Raw genomic sequence first — 18,133 nt, 5'->3', positions numbered from 1 at the left:
ATTTATGCCAGCAGAAAAGAAAAAATATTTATTCGAGATTGCCTGGGAAACCTGTAATCAAGTAGGTGGAATTTATACCGTCATTAGAACAAAAGTACCATCGATGGTCGAAAAATGGGGCGATGATTATGCCTTAATTGGACCCTATTTTCCCCAAACAGCAGCCGCAGAATTCGAGCCATTAACAGTAACTGAGGATACCCCTTTAGAGAGAGCTGTTTTGAACCTGCGCAAATCTGGCTTAGGTGTCCACTACGGCTATTGGTTAATTACGGGAAAGCCTAAAATCGTTCTTTTTGAACTTGAAACCTTGATTTCTGAGGTAGATGCGATTAAAGGTCGCATCTGGGATAACCATAAAATTTCCACTTTAGGGGTTGAGGATTTAGTGAACCAAACCATTGTTTTTGGCGAAATGATCCGTCTTTTGTTAACGGAAGTAGCTGAAGAAAACAAGAATAAATCACACATTGTAGCCCACTTCCACGAGTGGATGGCATCCACGGGACTACCGGATTTAAAGAAAGAAAAGGTCAAGATAGCCACCGTTTTCACCACACATGCGACCATGCTAGGTCGCTATTTAGCGGGCAATGTGCCTAACTTTTATGATGTCATCGAAAACTTCGATTGGCACAAAGAGGCAAAACATTATGGCATCGAGGCGCAAGCCTGTTTTGAGCGTGCTGCCGCACAAAAAGCCGATGTTTTAACCACAGTCAGTGATATTACGGCAAAGGAATGCCAGTATTTCCTAGGCCGAATTCCGGAATTGATTCTACCAAATGGTTTAAATATCCAGCGTTTCGCTGCACTTCACGAGCACCAAAACCTGCACTCAAAATACAAGCAAAGCATTTCGAACTTCGTCATGGGGCACTTCTTCCAAAGCCAACCCTTTGACCTAGATCAAACCCTGTATTTATTTACCTCCGGTCGCTTCGAATATTCGAACAAAGGATACGACATCACCTTGGATGCGTTAGCTATTTTGAATCGCAAGATGAAGGAAGCGGGATCAAAGAAAACGGTTGTCATGTTCTTTGTAACAAAACAACCCTACCATTCGATCGACCCCGAAGTCTTGCATTCTCGTGCGGTATTGGATGAAATCCGAGAGAATTGCCATGCGATTGAGAAAAAAGTAGGGGATCTTTTATTCAATGCCTCCGCTTCGTCCAGCGACTTACAAATGCCAGATTTGAATGCCTTCGTGGATGAATATTGGCGGATGCGTTTACGTAGAACGGTGCAGACCTGGAAGACGAATGCGCGACCAAAAGTCGTGACCCACTTATTGAAACAAGAGGACGATATCATCCGGAATTTACACCGCACGAATCTCTTGAATAACCCTGAGGACAAGGTCAAAGTGGTATACCACCCAGACTTTATTGTGTCGACGAACCCGCTTTTTGGTTTGGATTATGGCCAATTCGTACGCGGTTGTCACTTAGGTGTTTTCCCTAGCTATTACGAGCCATGGGGCTATACGCCACTAGAATGTATGGCGCGCGGGGTACCTACGGTGACTTCTGACCTGTCTGGTTTTGGTGATTATATGATGCAAATTATGCGTGATTACGAACAATGGGGCGTAAGCGTGGTGAATCGCAAAACGCAATCCTACCAGGAATCTGCGGAGCAATTAGCGAACTTATTGTTCAAATTCGTACAGCAATCGCAACGTGATCGAATCACGCAGCGTAACCGCGTAGAGAGTATTGCAGATACCTTTGATTGGTCAAACTTGCGTTCGTATTACGATACGGCGCACGAACTTGCGATTATTAAAAAGAAAAGATAGTTAAAGATGCTTTAAGGCCTCGCGTTTACTCAGCGGGGCCAAAGCATTGTTTCCCACAAAATCCATCACCCATTCTTGGTCCGTTCGAGCGTATTGACGTAGCGCCCAGCCAATCGCTTTTTGAATAAAAAATTCCTTCGAAGAGCTCAGTGCTTGAATGTTTTTCGCTAGCAACATGGTATCCGTTTTGCCTTTGTAACCTAACGAAAAAATAAGGCAAAAACGCTGCAACCAAAAATTCCCTGAATTCAACCAGTGCTCAATCCACACATCGCGATCTTCGGGAAATTTCAAGAAATAGGGCCCTAGAATTTGTGGCGCTAAGAAATCAACCACATCCCACCAAGAGTCCTCCCCTACCCAAGATTCAAACAAAGCCGGCAATCGCTTGTCCCAGGATTTTTTCGCCTGCTTTACATATTCCATCGCGACATACTGAAATTCCCGCTCTGGCATCGCAAATAGCTGAGAGGACACCTCGAACCAATCTTCTGAGGATCCGTATTGCTTATACAGGTGCTTAAAAACCTCTTGACGCTCCGGCTTTTTTACCCCCAGAAACGGGTATTTCTCCCGCATGTACTTGCGCATCCAAAACGCATTGTCTGCATCTGCTAGATCACGTAAGGCTTCTGTGATTGCTGGAATAAATTGACTCATCGATTCGTGAAATAGATTTTACCTTTCATTCCTCCGTCTTCAATCACCCATTTCGAGGCATCGAAAGGCTTGTACCGGATATCCACAAAGTTAATCTCATAGAAATTCTTCCAAACTACTCCTTTCTGATCCATCTTCCGAATGCGATTTGCGGAATTGGAAACCACTTCGATTTCCACCTGATTTTGCTCTTGCAAGATGCCTGCAGGAATAGCCAGTTGGAACGGAAGCGACCAAATCATACCGATCTCTTTTCCATTGATACGCAATTTGGCCATATCTCGTAGGTCTGTCAAATGTAAGACTTTCGCTGCAGCTATCTGATCCGAAGTCAAGCTCAGATTAAAACGATAGCGAGCGGATGGAGAATCTGCTAAAGTAGTATCTAAATGTGTGTAATAGTCAAAATCTGGTAAATCAAATGTGCGGGCACCGACGGAAACTTGGAGGTTTTGGGGCGTGATTTCCGTGGTGATTTTTGCTGCAGCTATCGGAGAAGCCGAAGGAATTTTAGCGACCGATTTAATGATCACGCTTTGGCCAGGAGCTAAAGAAAGCCAGGCATCAGAACCTTTTTTGCCATAGCTTTTCGCGTCCGTTAATGGATCCCAAACCTCGTAATTTCCAGCTATTTTTTTCAAGGAAATCGACCCCTCCGAAAATTTCGATTGTAAATTCGTCACAAAATAAGCCGCGCCGGCAGGCGTCTTTTTACGAAGGAAGGATAGCCCTTTTGAAGTCATCGACTCTGTTGAAACTCCTAAGCGAGCGAGTTGATCTGCAGGATCTGAAAGCACGCGCATTAATAAGGCGTTACGGGCATTCTCCCAACGTTCTTTGGCCTCCTTCTTCGCCCCGTATGTATTCAAGTTAAGAGGCAAATGTTCTAGGAAATAGACCGGATAGCCTTGCTTTACCCATTTCGCAAGCAACTCTAGCGTCTCCACGGAAACATAGTGCGCGGCCGGAATTAACAAAACTTTGTAATTTCCACCGGACTTAGTCTTAAAGGTCTTAGTAGGCGTCAGCACAAGATCAGTCAACAGATCATCTGAAATATAGTCTACCGAGAAACCTTTGTTCTGCAATAGTTCGGACCATTTTCCGAAGGACGTATTCTTCAACCATTCCCGGCTATTCGCGTGCAATTCCAAGGTGTGCAATTTGCCTGACCCATTATTGACATGCCAAATATCTTCCATCGGAAAATACAACAAGGCGTCGCTATCCGTCGGATTTGCCTGCAACATCGTTTGTACGTTTTCAATGTATTTATTTAGAGCCGGCATTGCCTCCCAAAAATGACTTTGGGGATTAAAGTTCGTGCTCGCATAGAACAACCAACCTGGCCAGGCGATTTCGGGTGGAGAATAGGTCACTCCATGAAAGAATAAGTGATTCACACCCCCCACAAAAACCTGATCTAAAACCGGTTTTACTTGTGCGATAGACACCTTAAAGTGATTCCCTAACCAAGTCGCCGTTTCAGCAGCAACTAATTTCTTTCCAGTCAAATTCGCTGCCGAACTCGCTAATTTGAGCGCCCGTATATCGGGTATCCCAAAAGTCGTGGAATCATAATCCGGATCTACCCGGTAGCCCGGAATGTCAAAGGGTTTAGAACCAAAAAACTCGGCCTCCGGAATATCCGCAGCCGCATAGAGATCCAATAAATTCCCAGGTGATCCGTGTGCTTGGCTGCGCGAGATGAAGCCCATCGAATTAATCCAATGGTCAAATGGTAGCGCAAAATTACGCTGCAATAAAGTCGACATCGTCCGATGGTAATCGGCAAAAATCTGGTTTTCTTCCTCTGATTCTGCCTTCTTTTTCGACAGTACATCAAAATGCTTCCGCAAATCGTAGCCATTCATTCGCTGAAAAGCGGGGAACAAATCGGGTGTATAATTCGAACCATAGGCCTCATAAGAATCATTGTAAATGGCACGCAGCGGAGAATGTGCTTTCTTTAAAAGAGGCACAAAATTGTGACTGTATTTCGCAAAGGCCTTAATGTCGAAGTGATCGAGCACGAGCCCTTCTCCGCCAGGTGCAGCACGTTTCACTTTTTGGCCAGTCAGATCTGTTGTAAATACGCCCTCTTTAAATTGGTATTTTTTTGCTGCTTCCTTTTCGGTGATGGTCGGTCCACCTAAAGGCCAGCCCGTCCCCATGGTCATATCGATGCCAATTCCTAAGCGCTTGGCTTCTTTTAGGGTATAAAAGAATTTAGATTGCCAGCCAGGACTTAAATAATTTTGGAATAAGGCCTCTGCCCCTTTCGCCCCGTAGATGGGAACGATGTGAAGGCCGCCAAAACCTGCTTTTTTAAAATTCTCTAAATTATATGTTATTCCCTTTTCTGTCACCGCACTACCCGGCCACCACCAATAGGCCCAGGGTTTAGCGGTAGAAAAAACAGCAGGATCATCGGATGACCCTGCTGTCGCTATCAATCTAGAGGCAAAAAACAGAAGGAGTAAAAAAAATCTTTTCATACCCCGAATTACGTATTTTTAAACAAAACGGCCTAACAAATTCTCTAAGTATTCTTGCTTACCAGAGATCTGAGCAGGTTCTCCCACTTCAACAGCAATTTTATATAAATCTTCTAATTTTAATTTTCCAGCTGTATAATCAGCTCCTTTTCCCGAGTTAAAGCTAGCATAACGCTCCGCTTTCAAACGGTCCATTTCGCCATGTTTCGCCATTTTTTCTGCGATTAATAAGGCGCGAGCAATCGTATCCATACCACCGATGTGTGCATAGAATAAATCTTGCATATCCGTCGAATTACGGCGACGTTTCGCATCGAAGTTAATTCCACCACCCGCTAATCCACCTTGCTTTAAGATGATAGCCATCGCCTCCGCCCACTCGTAAACATCCGTCGGGAACTGATCTGTATCCCAGCCATTTTGATTATCTCCGCGGTTTGCATCGATAGAAGCTAGCATCCCCGCATCAGAAGCCACTTGGCATTCGTGTGCAAATGTGTGTCCAGCCAAAGTAGCGTGGTTAACTTCTAAATTTAGACCAAACTCAGATAATAAATCGAACTCACGAAGGAAGCCAATAACCGTAGCTGCATCGTAGTCGTATTGGTGTTTTGTAGGCTCACAAGGCTTAGGCTCTATGAAGAACTTCCCTTTGAAACCATTGCGACGCGCATATTCTACACAAGTATGTAACATGCGAGCGAAGTTTTCACGCTCTAATTTCATGTTCGTATTTAACAAACTCATGTAGCCCTCACGACCTCCCCAGAACACATAGCCTTCGCCACCTAAGGTAATCGTTGCATCTATCGCTCCTTTTAATTGAGCACCCGCGTGAGCGACCACTTCAAAGTTCGGGTTCGTCGAAGCACCGTTCATGTAACGCTCGTTTGAGAACAAGTTCGCCGTTCCCCACAAAAGTTTCACACCACTTTCAGCTTGTTTTTTGGCAAAAATATCGGTGATAAACTTCACGCGATCCCCGAATTCTTTCGGATCATTGTGTCCATCAATCGCATCCACATCATGGAAACAATAGTAAGGCGCACCTATCTTCGTAATGAATTCAAAGGCTGCATCTGCTTTATCAGCCGCACGTTGACGCGCATCTGAAGCAACGTCCCATGGGTAATGATGTGTACCTGGTCCAAAAGGATCTGCGCCATCGCCACAGAAAGAATGCCAATAGGCAATCGCAAAACGAAGGTGCTCCTTCATGCTCTTACCCGCTACGATGCGATTCTCATCATAATAACGGAAAGCTAATGGATTATCTGATTCTGCACCTTCAAATTTGATTTGACCAATGCCTTTGAAATATTCCTTTTGACCAATGATTACACTCATGATATATAATGCTTAAAGATTTTACAAGTAAAGGCCCAAAACTACATAATCTACCTATTATATACAAATATAATTTAGCACAGATTAGCACAGCTATTTTTTTCCTGAAAAATCACTATTTTGCAAAAAAATAACCTTTTCAACATGCTTAAAAAACTACTAAAGCTTGTCGCGCTGACCATCATTTTGTTGCCAGCGAAAGCTCAGACCTCATTTAATGCGAATAATCGATTCGAACAATTAGAGTCGACTTTGCCTACGCCTAACTCCTACCGGACTGCGAGTGGTTCTCCAGGTAAAGATTATTGGCAACAACGCGCAGATTATGACATCAAAGTCGAATTGGATGACATCAATCGCAAAATTATTGGATCGGAAACGATTACCTATTACAATAATTCACCTGATGATTTACCTTATTTGTGGATTCAATTAGACCAAAATCTATTTGAGAAAAATTCTCCGGGCAAAACCACTAAAACAGGTGAAATCAGAAATGGTATCAGTGCAGGCGCTTTTCAAGAACTAACAGATCCGAAGGATTATGGCTATAAAATCACAGCTGTAAAAGATGCTAAAGGAAATCCATTACGCCACACGATTAATCAAACGATGATGCGTATCGACCTTCCGACTCCGTTAAAATCAGGAGCTTCGGTTAGCTTTGGGATTGATTGGAATTATTTGATCACCGCATATTATGGCCGTTCTGGCTATGAAGTATTGGGCAAAGAAAATATTGCCAATTATTTCATCGCACATTGGTTTCCACGTTTAGCTGTTTACAATGATGTATATGGCTGGCAACATAAGCAATTCATGGGGCAGGGAGAATTCACCTTGAATTTTGGTAATTATAAAGTGGCGATTACGGCTCCTAATGACATCGTCGTGGGTGCTGGAGGAGAATTATTAAACCCAAATCAGGTACTGACAGCTACCCAATTAAAGCGTTGGGAGCAAGCAAAAACAGCGACTCGTCCTGTAGAAATTGTGACGCAAGACGAAGCGATCAAGGCTGAGAAAAGTGTACCAACTGGAAAAAAGACCTGGGTATACAAAGCAGATAATGTACGTGACTTTGCGTTCACGGCATCGCGTAAATTTATTTGGGATGCCATGCAAGTCGATGTAGAAGGGAAAAAAGTGTGGGCGATGTCCTATTATTCGAAAGAGGGAAATCCACTTTGGGGTAAATACTCGACGATGGTCGTAGCACACACGCTTCGTTCGTATTCTAAGAGAACCATTGCCTATCCTTATCCAGTAGCCATTTCTTGTCACTCTACAGCGGGAGGTGGAATGGAATATCCGATGATTTCCTTCAATGGCGGACGTCCAGAACCAGATGGAACCTACACAGAAAACGTGAAAAACGGAATGATCGGTGTGATTATCCATGAGGTGGGTCACAACTTCTTCCCGATGATTGTTAACTCAGACGAGCGTCAATGGTCGTGGATGGATGAGGGTTTAAATACGTTTTGCCAATACTTAGCCGAGCAAGAGTGGGATCGCAACTTCCCAGCACGTCGCGGAGAGGCACAAAGCATTGTTCCCTACATGCGTTTAGATTCGAAGAACCAAGTGCCTATTATGGCGAACTCGGAGAACATCATGGATTTTGGAAATAATGCATATGCCAAACCAGCTGCGGCCTTGAATATCCTTCGTGAAACGATCATGGGTCGTGAATTATTCGATTATGCGTTTAAAGAATATGCACGTCGTTGGGCATTCAAACAACCTTATCCAGCTGACTTCTTCCGTACCTTAGAAGATGCATCAGGCGTGGATTTAGATTGGTTCTGGAGAGGTTGGTTCTATGGAACAGAGCCTGTGAATCAGTCAATTGAGACGGTAGAATGGTTTGGAATTGATACCCAGGACCCTGCGATCAAAAAGGCAGGAGATAAAGCGGTGGCTGAGTCCAAGGCAAAAACCATGTCTGCTATTCGTAATAAAACAGATATCAAGCGTACCGTAGTGGAGGAAAATCCAGATATGACGGACTTTTACAATACCTACGATCGTTTTGCTCCTACGGAAGCAGATAAGAAGAAATACCAAGACTACATGGCTTCATTAAATGAAGATGAGAAAAAATTAGTCACAGAAGGTAAGAACTTCTACGTAGTCAACTTCAAGAATAAAGGCGGTTTACCGATGCCAGTGATTGTTCGCTTGAGCTATGAGGACGGCACGGATGAGGTGTTACGCTTCCCTGCGGAGGTTTGGCGATTGAACGATGTGACGGCAAAGAAGATTATTCCTACGTCGAAGAAGGTCGTTAAGTGGACGCTAGATCCATTCTACGAAATTGCAGACATCGATACAGAAGACAACGCATTCCCTCGCGAGCCTGCACAACCTACGAAGGTCCAATTGTTCAAGATGCAAGGCAGAACCTACAGCGGAGGTCCTAACCCGATGCAAGAAGCCAAGAACGCGAAAGAGAAAGCTGGAGCGGTCACTGGATCGAAAAACAACTAATAAAAAAGCCCCTTTCGCGAGGGGCTTTTTTTATTCTTGATCGATCAGATTCAATTTCGAGAGATCTAACTCCGTCCGCTGATTTCGGCTGAAATACATAGGTAAGAATCTAAAGCCAAACTTAAAGTCTTTGATCGCATAGGAAGCGCGCGCTACGACCACACTCGAATAGACTTCATCGAAGCCGGTCAGATAAGCTGATATCTCAGGTTGTAGGTTGACTATATCTTTTTGGGATAATCCAAAGAATGGGCTATGTTCATCAATCGGATGCACCACCGTCCAGTTCAATACTAAACTATCTACGTGGCTACGCTCTAAGGTTAAATTAAAAAATTGGTAGCCCTTATTTTTCGTCACGATACGCGCATTCAATTTTACCTCCGCATTCGTTAACAAGTGATCGTCTTTGTAACAAACGAGACGAAACATAAAGGCATATCCCTCTTTATACTTCGCATACACCATACTCTCCGAAAAACGAATAAAGGATCGCGGGCGTGAAAAACGACCATATAAAAGACCTGCCGCAATGGCAAACGAAAGGAAACCAATCAAGGATTCTACCGCCGCAATCCAATTCGTTAACTCACTAACCGGATTCACGCGACCATAGCCCACCGTCGTAAAGGTCTGGGTAGAAAAGAAAAATAACTCCTTAATTCTTCCCCAAAATTTCACTTTCTCCACCCCTTCTAAACCAGACGGGCCAGCTAACCAATACAAGGCTGTAAAGAAGCAGTTAATTAAAAAATAAAAAAGGAAAATAATTCCTAAAAAGCGCCAACGAGGCATCGTCAGCATGCTTTGGTAGCCACTCGCCCGATCCCGAACGCTGATACCAATTCGTTTGATATTAAAACTCCCGTCCTTGTTGACCATTCGGCCACCCATATCCGAGGTTCTTTCCCCAAATCCTGTGTCTTGATTTACGTTTTCGATCATAGTCTATTAAACAAACCACAATTTAAGAGATGCAATCACTAATACCAAAGCCAAAATCCATTTCACCTTCGTATTCGAGGCAATGGCGGCTCCCCATCTCGCTCCTAAAAAGCCTCCTAACAGCGAGGCCCCTAACCAATAAATCATTTGCGATTGGTCTAAGGGAATCCAGGATTTCAATCCAGCTAAACCTGAAACAGAATTAACGAAGATAAACAAAGCAGAAACGGCAGCCGCTTCTTTCAAAGAAGCCCAACGGAAAAGTAGTAAAAGGGGGCTCAGAATAATGCCTCCACCTATGCCGATCATTCCAGAAAGTAAACCGATGGCAGATCCAGTGAGTATGCCTACTCCTAGGTTTAGTTTTTGAGATGAGTCTTCTTTCAAAACGACTACCATTCTAATCACCGCTAAAAACAAGCAAGCTCCCAGAATCTGTTTGTAAGTTGAATCAGTTAGCGGAATACGTGCGCCTACAAAGGCGAAAGGGATGGATCCAAGCGCGAATGGCCAAAATAGATTCCATTTAAAATAACCTTGGCGGTAAAAGGCGATGAAAGACATGAGTGACACGCCTAAATTCAACAGCAAGGCCGTTTGCTTCATGATGGGTGGTGCGATGGCAAACAAGGCCATCACCGCTAAATATCCACTGGCACCTCCGTGTCCTACAGAAGCATACAAGAAAGCCATGATACCCAGCAAGACGATTAATTCCACGCTATTTTCGGAGAGCCAATTGGAAATAAATGAACATCTTCTCCCAGTCTGCCACTCGGATACGTTCTTCCTTAATTCTGGAAGCTGGTAAAGACTTAATTTTCTCAAAAAGTCGAATGTAATATTCGTAGGCTAATAAACAGCCTTTGCGAGCGACGTCAGGCAAGCGGTGTATTCCGCGTAAACCCGCATCAAAATCTAGCTGAATATCCGCTTCGATTTCTTTTTTCTCTTCATCTGTGAAGGTGTTGAAATCGATTCCTGGGAAATAAACCCTGCCACGCTCATCGTAATCGGAACGGATGTCACGTAGAAAATTGATTTTTTGGAAAGCGGAACCCAGCGCACAGGCATCTTCTTTTAAGGAATCGTATTGCTGTGCATCTCCATCACAGAATACACGTAGACACATCAGACCCACTACCTCAGCAGATCCATAAATGTATTTTTTGTATTCCTCTGGATTATAATCACGCTTGGTTAGATCCAATTCCATGGAATATAAAAAGGCATCGATTAATTCGCGCTCCATCCCGAACTTATTCACCGCCCATTGAAAGGAATGAAGAATGGGATTTAAACTTATTTTCTCCTCAATCGCACGGTAGGTATCCTCTCTAAAACGTTGCAGTAAAGCGGCCTTATCATGACTATGGAAGGTATCAACAATCTCATCTGCTAAACGCACAAAACCATACACAGCATAGATGGGATCGTGCACCTTTTCATCCAACGTGCGAATTCCCAGAGAGAAAGAGGTCGAATAAGCTTTCGTTAGCAACTTACTCGAGGCTAAAGAAACCTCTAAATATAAATCCATATCATCCTTTTAATTCTTTATCGACTTCAGTCGCAACCACGATCCCCGATATCAAGGATGGAGGTACGCCCGGGCCTGGAACCGTTAATTGTCCTGTATAATACATATTATCCAAGTGCTTATTTTTCAAAGTAGGCTTCAAAATCGCCGTCTGCATCAGCGTATTAGCTAATCCATAGGCATTCCCCTTGTAAGCATGGTAATCTGATTTGAAATCTCGGTGCGCATACGAACGCTTGTAGACAATGGAATCACGAATAGAAACGCCGCAATGGGCCTCTAAACGATTCATCAGTTGCTCAAAATATTTCTCTCTCTGCTCTTCCGTATCCTCTAAATCTGGGGCTACAGGTATCAATAAAAAGACATTTTCGCAACCCTCAGGTGCGACAGACGGATCTGTAACAGAGGGTGCTGAGGCATAGAATAAGGGATCTGATGGCCATGCTGGATCCGTGTAAATTTCATGTGAATGGACCGTAAAATCACGGTCAAAAAACAGATTATGGTGCTTTAAATTAGGTAAACGCTTCGAAATTCCTAGATAAAATAGGAGCGACGAAGGGGCCATCACCCGTTTGTCCCAATACGCTTCATCGTAATTGCGCAAACCTTCACCTAGTAATTCTTCCACGTGATGGTAATCTGCACCAGCCACCACTGCATCTGCCTCGATTAAGCCAGCGGCCGTTTGAACACCGCGCACTTTTCCGTTCTTGATGTCAAAGCCTAGGACCTCAGCATTATAAGTTATCTTCACCCCTTTTTCTTCGGCTAAAGCCACCATCCCTTTCACGATGTTGTGCATGCCGCCCATGGGGTACCAAGTACCTAATTTGATTTCAGCGTAATTCATTAAGGAATACATCGCCGGTGTATTCTCCGAAATCGCTCCTAAAAAGAGGATTGGAAACTCCATCAACTTCAATAAAGTGGGCGATGTAAAGAATTTGCGAATGTGCTTGTAAAATGAGGTGAATACATCGATTCTTACAGCATCCACCAGTAATTTCAAGCTTAAGAATTCCGTGATTTTCCGGGAAGGTTTCCAAACAAACTCCTGAATTCCCACCTTGTATTTATAAGCTGCCTGTTCCATAAAGGCATCCAGTTGTGCACCGGCACCTGATTCATAAGACTCAAATAGAGCTTTTAAATCCGTATAATTCGCTGGTAAATCTATTTTTTCAGAATCCGAGAGTATAACTGAATAAGAAGGATCTAATCGAACTAAGTCATAATAGTCAGAGGGCTTTTTGCCAAATCGACCAAAATACGTCTCAAAAATATCTGGCATCCAATACCAGGAGGGACCCATATCAAACGTGAAACCATCCGATTGAAACACACGTGCTCTACCTCCAGCGTGGTCGTTTTTCTCTAAAATTTGGACCTCATAACCTTTCGATGCCAGCTCAGTGGCTGCTGAAAGACCTGAAAATCCGGCACCTATGACAACTATTTTTTTCATACTAACCTCTAATTTAACAAAAATACGAATCTTTCTACTGACCAAAGGGGTAAAAAGAAAAAGCCAGATAAAATCTGACTTTTTAACTTCCTTCTGTTAACCAAAAAACTAATCAAAACCTATTATTTAATTACTTAAGCATACATATGTAAATGATTCTTCAAATCACGTCTTGCCATAAAAATCCGATTCTTAACAGTACCAATAGGTAAATCCAATTCTTCTGCGATTTCGTGGTATTTGAATCCCTCGAAATACAACATAAAAGGTACCCGGTACATAGCATCAATTTTTGCAAGTGCAGATTGAATGTCTTCGCTTATAAAGGAGTTCACTGCAGTGTTTTCCTGCAGTGACTCCATTGAGTTGATGAAGTGTAAATTATCTGTTGTGTCGATGAAGGTATTACGACGTACCATGCGTTGGTATTGCGTGATGAACGTATTCTTCATGATCGTGAATAACCAAGCTTTCAGGTTTGTCCCATCTTGGTATTTATCACGATTCGTGAAAGCCTTTACTAAAGTGTCTTGCACTAGGTCGTTTGCATCATCTCCGTCCTTCGTCAAACGAAGCGCGAAAGGGCGTAAAAACTTTGAAAAAGTGCCTATTTGGTAAGTAAACTCAAGAGCTGTCATATTGGTCGTCTGTTTTGTTCAACAAATTTATAAAAAGATTAAACAAAACAAATAATTTGTTTAAAAAAATTTAAAAAAGTTTAAACAAAAAATTTTGTAGTCCTGATTTGTGCATTCATCGACAGAGGAAGAGGGTTAATCGTTTAGGTGAAGGAAGATTCGGTTAAAAGGTGGATTTAGCCTATCTTTAAACCCTATTTGTCTCATGAAATACCTTTTTATTCTTCTTGCATTCCTTCCTTTCACTGGCTTCTCGCAAACGAATTGCCACTGTACGCTAAAGGGTATTGTAGCCTCCAAGGAGAATAAAGAAAAAGTACCCGGAGCTTATGTTTACATCAAAGGAACAAATAAAGCCACCATATCGGATGCAAAAGGAGCTTTTGTCATCAAGGACCTCTGTCCTGGAAAATATACCTTAGTTTGTCAAATGGCTAGCTTCGATCCCATCGAAACCGTCATTAATTTAGAAGATGAAAAAGAAGAAGATTTTCTGTTAAGTTCTCATGAGGAACATTTACAAGAGGTTTTCGTGCAAGGTCGAAAACAGGAAATTACTTCTCAATTAAAAGGTGAATTAAGTGCAGAGGAGCGTTCTCAGAAAGATGGTTTATCTTTAGGTGAGATGTTAAAAGGACTAACGGGCGTTCAAAGTTTGCAAACAGGAAGCTCCGTTTCAAAACCAGTCATTCATGGATTGCACTCTAGTCGCGTCATCATTTTAAATCAAGGCGTAAGGCAAGAGGGTCAAAATTGGGGTAGTGAACACGCACCAGAAATCGATCCTTTTGTTTCCAAAAACATACAAGTGATTAAAGGTCCAGGTGGGCTTCGCTACGGTGGAGATGCCATCGGGGGAATCATCATGCTAGAGCCCAATGCCTTACCTGACAGCGCTGCTCTGCATGGGTCTGTTCAAAGTATCTACTTCACGAATGGTAGACAGGGTGTTATCTCTGGTCTATTGGAAGGAGGGATTCCGCGACATAAAGGATGGGGCTGGCGCCTGCAAGGTACATGGAAAGACGGTGGAAATGTACAGGCAGCTGATTACTACCTGAGCAATACAGGTGTGAAGGAAGAAAATGTTTCCTTTGCCCTGGGTTATAAATCGAATCTCTTTGGAACAGATGTATTTGTCAGCCGTTTCCATACCGTTATCGGTATCTATGAAGGCTCTCACATTGGAAATATTTCCGATTTAGAAAAATCCATTGCACTGGATAGACCGCTAAAGGTCTTTACTCCGGATAAATTTATTCGAAAAATAGATCGTCCTAATCAGGATGTTTGGCATGATTTGGCCAAAATAAAAGCCTTTTATCACCTTCCCAATCAGGCAACCCTTCGTGCCACAGCGGCTGTTCAATCAGATGAACGCTGGGAATTAGATGTACTTCGTGCAGGTAAAAATGTCAATACCCTACGCTTCAATTTGAATACTTCTTCGGTTGAACTACTGTATGATGAGACAAATACGAATAAGCTTTGGAAAGGACAAGCTGGTTTGACGTTCCTGGATCAAGGGAATATCACTTCGGGCCGAAAGGTACCCAATCCCACACTTACCACGAGTCTTCTACCCAATTACTCGTTGCAGAATACCGGGATTTTTGCCATCGAGAAAAGAACAACAGAAAAATGGGAACTCGAGGCAGGTTTGCGATATGATGTAAAGGAAATCGAAACACATCGTCCGAGAAATAATTTCTCACCTACCATCCTTCGAACAAAACAAGTATTTGCAGGCTTTTCGGGTAGCTTAGCGTTTAAATACCATTGGAATCAAGCGACAGAGTCATTTATCTCCATTTCGCGAGCCTTTAGAGCTCCAGGAGGAAATGAGTTATTCTCTAATGGCGTCCACCATGGGGCGGGAGCCTATGAAATCGGGGACGCTAGTTTGAAGGGGGAAAAAGGAACGAATCTCAGCTTATCCACTAATTTTAATCCAGAGCGCTGGGATATCGAAGTCGGTTTATATTCGAATTTCATCCAAAATTTCATCTATTTACGTCCAGAGGTACAAAATGGCAAAGCGGTTTACGCTACAACTGTGAGAGGAGTATTTCCTATTTTCACCTACCAACAAATCGATGCACGGTTCCAAGGGGTAGATTTTCAGGCTACTTATCTCATTAGCCCACGTTTATCGGTACAACAAAAGACAAGTTTGGTCCGAGCTTTTGACACAAAAAACGATCAATTTATGGTCAACATCCCTGTCGACCGTTTTGAATACCTGATTCGGTATGCTTTCCAAAATAGAAATGCCTATATAAGCGGAGGAATCACACAAGTATCTAGACAAACGCGTGTGGAAGCAGGGTCTGATTATGCTTCTCCACCAGCTGGCTACTTTTTAGTTAATTTGAATGGGGGGATTACTTTCAAGAAGATCGACGTCAACCTACGCATTTCGAATGCCCTTAATACGGCTTACCGTGACTATTTGAACCGCTTCCGCTATTACGCAGATGATCAGGGTAGAAATATCAGCCTAAGAGTCTTGTATAATTTTTAACGGCGGAGCCAGGATTCTGGATTTTGGCGTACTGTATTTTTCCAAACCTGAAAATTAATTTCTGCCGTCCCATCTTCATCTGAAGCAACAGAACCGATTCGTTGGCCTGTTCTCACGCGCGTACCTACACTCACAGAAACATTCGCAAGCTTACTATAAACGGTAAAATAATCTCCGTGTTGTATAGCCACTACCATGTTAATCCCCGGAATATTAACAACGGATTGCACCACACCATCATAAACGGAGTGTACAGGCGAACCTGGTGAAGTTTGAATATCTATCCCATTATTATTGATCATCACTCCCTTCAATAGCGGGTGCTTATGAACACCGAAATGATCTGAAATAAAACCTGAAGGCACAGGAAATGGCATTCTACCCCTCAAAGCAGCAAATGAACTTGCTACTTTAGCCTCATCCGCATTCATATAATAGGTGTTACTTTCAATCTTCTTCTCTACTACTGGTGCAGGCTCGGCTTTTGGCTTCTTTACTTCAGCTACCGCCGCTTTTTTCTCTTCCTTAGCTGCTTCTTTCTTTTCTGATTTAGCATCTGATTTTGTCTCAGCTACAATCTTTGTTTCCTCCCCCTTTTTTATTTCTGGTAAGGCAGGTTTTACGACCTCCACTTTCTTCACTTGACGTGCTTGACGAAGTTTACGCTCTCTTTCAATACTTTTTTGGATTTCTCGCTGTACGATTCCAGCAATTAAATTGTCTAATTTCCGAACAGCTAATTTTTTACGCTCTAGCTCTGTCTTTAATTTTTTTTCTTGCTGAGTTAAAACCGTAACTACCTTATCTTCTTTTGTCTTTAACACCTCTAATTTCTTTTTCTCCCCCTCTTTCTCGACGAGCACTTTTTTCTCCTCCTGCTTTTTATAAACTACTTTTTGCTCTTGAGTCATTAAATCCTGACGCGTTTTATAGATCAAATCTGCTTGCTTTTTCCGATTGGATGAATAGTGACGCAGGTAATCAAAACGGCGAACAAACTGTCCTAAATCATTGGATAGCAACAAAAAACTCATTTTATTATAGACAGACGACGTTTTTTGTGCCTCATAAATCATCAAGGCATACTGCTTCTTTAGGCGCTCTAATTTAGCCTTTAATACATCGCCCTCATTACGTAATTTTTGTGCCTCCTCCGCTAAGATTTGTTGATTTTGTTCTAAAACCGTGATCTGCTTTTTCTGTACACCGATTTGCTCTTTGATTACATTAAGCTTTCCTATAGACGCTTTTTTCTTCTTGGAAGTTCTGGAAATGATGGAATTGAGCTCCTTAATTTTAGATAAATTATCTTTCTTCTGCTGCTCTAAAGCTGCTTTCTTGTCAGTCTGCGCGAAAGATGAACTGGATAAAATGAACGCAAATATTAGTAAAAGGTATTTCAAGGCTTTAATAGTTTGGCTGGTACTTTAAAGGGGAATTCCAAAGGGGTATCTAATAACTCAACTTTAGAATATTTAATCGTAATTAAGGTCTGATTCACCTGATTTTCTTTGTTCTTCACGTCTAAGGTGATTGAACTGGAGAAGGGGAAAATCGCGGAATTCAAATTCGCAAAATCCTCGTAATCCAAGGTCAATTTATTCGATGATGGAAGATCACTCACCGATAATTTCTTCAATTTACGATTAGGCCCTACCCAGTTATTGACCTCCACGTGCCCCTCTTGCTGTTTCACTAAGAAATTTTCATTCTCGCGAACCACGCGGCGCGTATTGTTTTTCTTATAAGGTTGGTTGCCTACGATCATGTTTTGAATCAGATCATAGCCTACTTTAAAGCCTAAACTGGTACTTAGACTATCATAAGTCAGATTTGTATATTCGTTATTAATCTTATGATAAAATTGAACACGATCTTTAGTGAATAATATCGCCGCACCGGAAATCATCGAAACGGAAATATTTGCCCAGATAATGCTATCCTTCTTCATGCGAATATCTACGATATAGGTATCTGAATTGTCTTTGGTCTTCCAAACTACTTTCGATTTCGCCTTCAAATAAGTGAAATTCAAGTCATCTGAAGCAGATTGTTGATCTACATTTTCGACAGGAGCAGCTGGGGCCGCGACTGGTATGGAATCTATTCGAATGCTGTCAGCCTTAGGAGTCTGAATCGTAGTCACTGTAACCTTAGGAGCGCAGGCGCCTAAAAGAAACAGCAGAACAAGACTTAACAGAATCCGCATT

At 42.5% G+C, this 18,133-nt stretch carries 13 protein-coding genes; 3 read left to right on the top strand and 10 right to left on the bottom strand.

Annotated elements, in window-relative coordinates:
- Window positions 1–4 precede the first annotated feature (4 nt).
- Complete coding sequence (locus ACILP5_RS01810; RefSeq protein ID WP_395616940.1) at window positions 5–1,807, top strand: glycosyltransferase; 1,803 nt, start codon at window positions 5–7, stop codon at window positions 1,805–1,807.
- On the opposite strand, the gene ACILP5_RS01805 is transcribed toward ACILP5_RS01810, so the two are convergent.
- Genes ACILP5_RS01805 through xylA form a run of 3 tightly spaced genes read right to left on the bottom strand, consistent with a single transcriptional unit; the run spans window position 1,808 to window position 6,312 of the window.
- The gene (locus tag ACILP5_RS01805) at window positions 1,808–2,467 is read right to left on the bottom strand and encodes a DNA alkylation repair protein (RefSeq protein WP_395616939.1); all 660 of its coding nucleotides are present in this window, start codon (window positions 2,465–2,467) and stop codon (window positions 1,808–1,810) included.
- A complete protein-coding gene (locus tag ACILP5_RS01800) occupies window positions 2,464–4,965 on the bottom strand; it encodes a glycosyl hydrolase (RefSeq protein ID WP_395616938.1) in 2,502 nt (833 codons plus the stop codon). Before ACILP5_RS01800 ends, ACILP5_RS01805 begins: the two co-directional genes overlap by 4 nt.
- 18 nt (window positions 4,966–4,983) lie before the next feature.
- A complete protein-coding gene (gene xylA, locus ACILP5_RS01795; protein ID WP_395616937.1) occupies window positions 4,984–6,312 on the bottom strand; it encodes a xylose isomerase in 1,329 nt (442 codons plus the stop codon).
- A 144-nt stretch (window positions 6,313–6,456) separates the two neighbouring features.
- Between xylA and ACILP5_RS01790 the strand changes: the two genes are divergently transcribed.
- Window positions 6,457–8,805, top strand: a complete 2,349-nt coding sequence (locus ACILP5_RS01790; RefSeq protein ID WP_395616936.1) for a M1 family metallopeptidase — start codon at window positions 6,457–6,459, stop codon at window positions 8,803–8,805.
- Between the two features lie 30 nt (window positions 8,806–8,835).
- Here ACILP5_RS01790 and ACILP5_RS01785 read toward each other — a convergent pair whose 3' ends face one another.
- The 5 genes from ACILP5_RS01785 to ACILP5_RS01765 all read right to left on the bottom strand — a co-directional run bounded on the left by ACILP5_RS01785 (window position 8,836) and on the right by ACILP5_RS01765 (window position 13,399).
- Window positions 8,836–9,750 carry an ion channel gene (locus ACILP5_RS01785; RefSeq protein ID WP_395616935.1) on the bottom strand — a complete coding sequence of 305 codons (915 nt, stop codon included), beginning with the start codon at window positions 9,748–9,750 and terminating at the stop codon, window positions 8,836–8,838.
- A gap of 6 nt (window positions 9,751–9,756) precedes the next feature.
- Complete coding sequence (locus tag ACILP5_RS01780) at window positions 9,757–10,470, bottom strand: sulfite exporter TauE/SafE family protein (RefSeq protein WP_395616934.1); 714 nt, start codon at window positions 10,468–10,470, stop codon at window positions 9,757–9,759.
- Between the two features lies 1 nt (window position 10,471).
- Window positions 10,472–11,290 (bottom strand): phytoene/squalene synthase family protein, encoded by an 819-nt coding sequence (locus ACILP5_RS01775; RefSeq protein WP_395616933.1) that lies wholly within the window; start codon window positions 11,288–11,290, stop codon window positions 10,472–10,474.
- 1 nt (window position 11,291) lies between these two features.
- Window positions 11,292–12,761, bottom strand: coding sequence for a phytoene desaturase family protein (locus tag ACILP5_RS01770; protein ID WP_395616932.1), 1,470 nt, complete (start codon window positions 12,759–12,761; stop codon window positions 11,292–11,294).
- Window positions 12,762–12,895: 134 nt separating this feature from the next.
- Window positions 12,896–13,399 carry an RNA polymerase sigma factor gene (locus ACILP5_RS01765; RefSeq protein ID WP_395616931.1) on the bottom strand — a complete coding sequence of 168 codons (504 nt, stop codon included), beginning with the start codon at window positions 13,397–13,399 and terminating at the stop codon, window positions 12,896–12,898.
- A 205-nt stretch (window positions 13,400–13,604) separates the two neighbouring features.
- Here ACILP5_RS01765 and ACILP5_RS01760 point away from each other — a divergent pair, with 205 nt between their 5' ends.
- Entirely contained in the window at window positions 13,605–15,923 is a 2,319-nt protein-coding gene (locus ACILP5_RS01760) for a TonB-dependent receptor (RefSeq protein ID WP_395616930.1), read from the top strand.
- On the opposite strand, the gene ACILP5_RS01755 is transcribed toward ACILP5_RS01760, so the two are convergent.
- Both ACILP5_RS01755 and ACILP5_RS01750 read right to left on the bottom strand, forming a co-directional pair.
- Window positions 15,920–17,326: a murein hydrolase activator EnvC family protein gene (locus tag ACILP5_RS01755; protein WP_395616929.1), complete on the bottom strand. Its 1,407-nt coding sequence runs from the start codon at window positions 17,324–17,326 to the stop codon at window positions 15,920–15,922. The genes ACILP5_RS01760 and ACILP5_RS01755 overlap by 4 nt on opposite strands.
- Complete coding sequence (locus tag ACILP5_RS01750) at window positions 17,323–18,132, bottom strand: DUF4292 domain-containing protein (RefSeq protein ID WP_395616928.1); 810 nt, start codon at window positions 18,130–18,132, stop codon at window positions 17,323–17,325. Before ACILP5_RS01750 ends, ACILP5_RS01755 begins: the two co-directional genes overlap by 4 nt.
- Window position 18,133 lies beyond the last annotated feature (1 nt).

The organism is Aquirufa sp., from assembly GCF_044239315.1.
Lineage (GTDB): Bacteria > Bacteroidota > Bacteroidia > Cytophagales > Spirosomataceae > Aquirufa.
The sequence above is the reverse complement of the archived record's forward strand: the minus strand, read 5'-3'. Positions and strand labels throughout refer to the sequence as shown.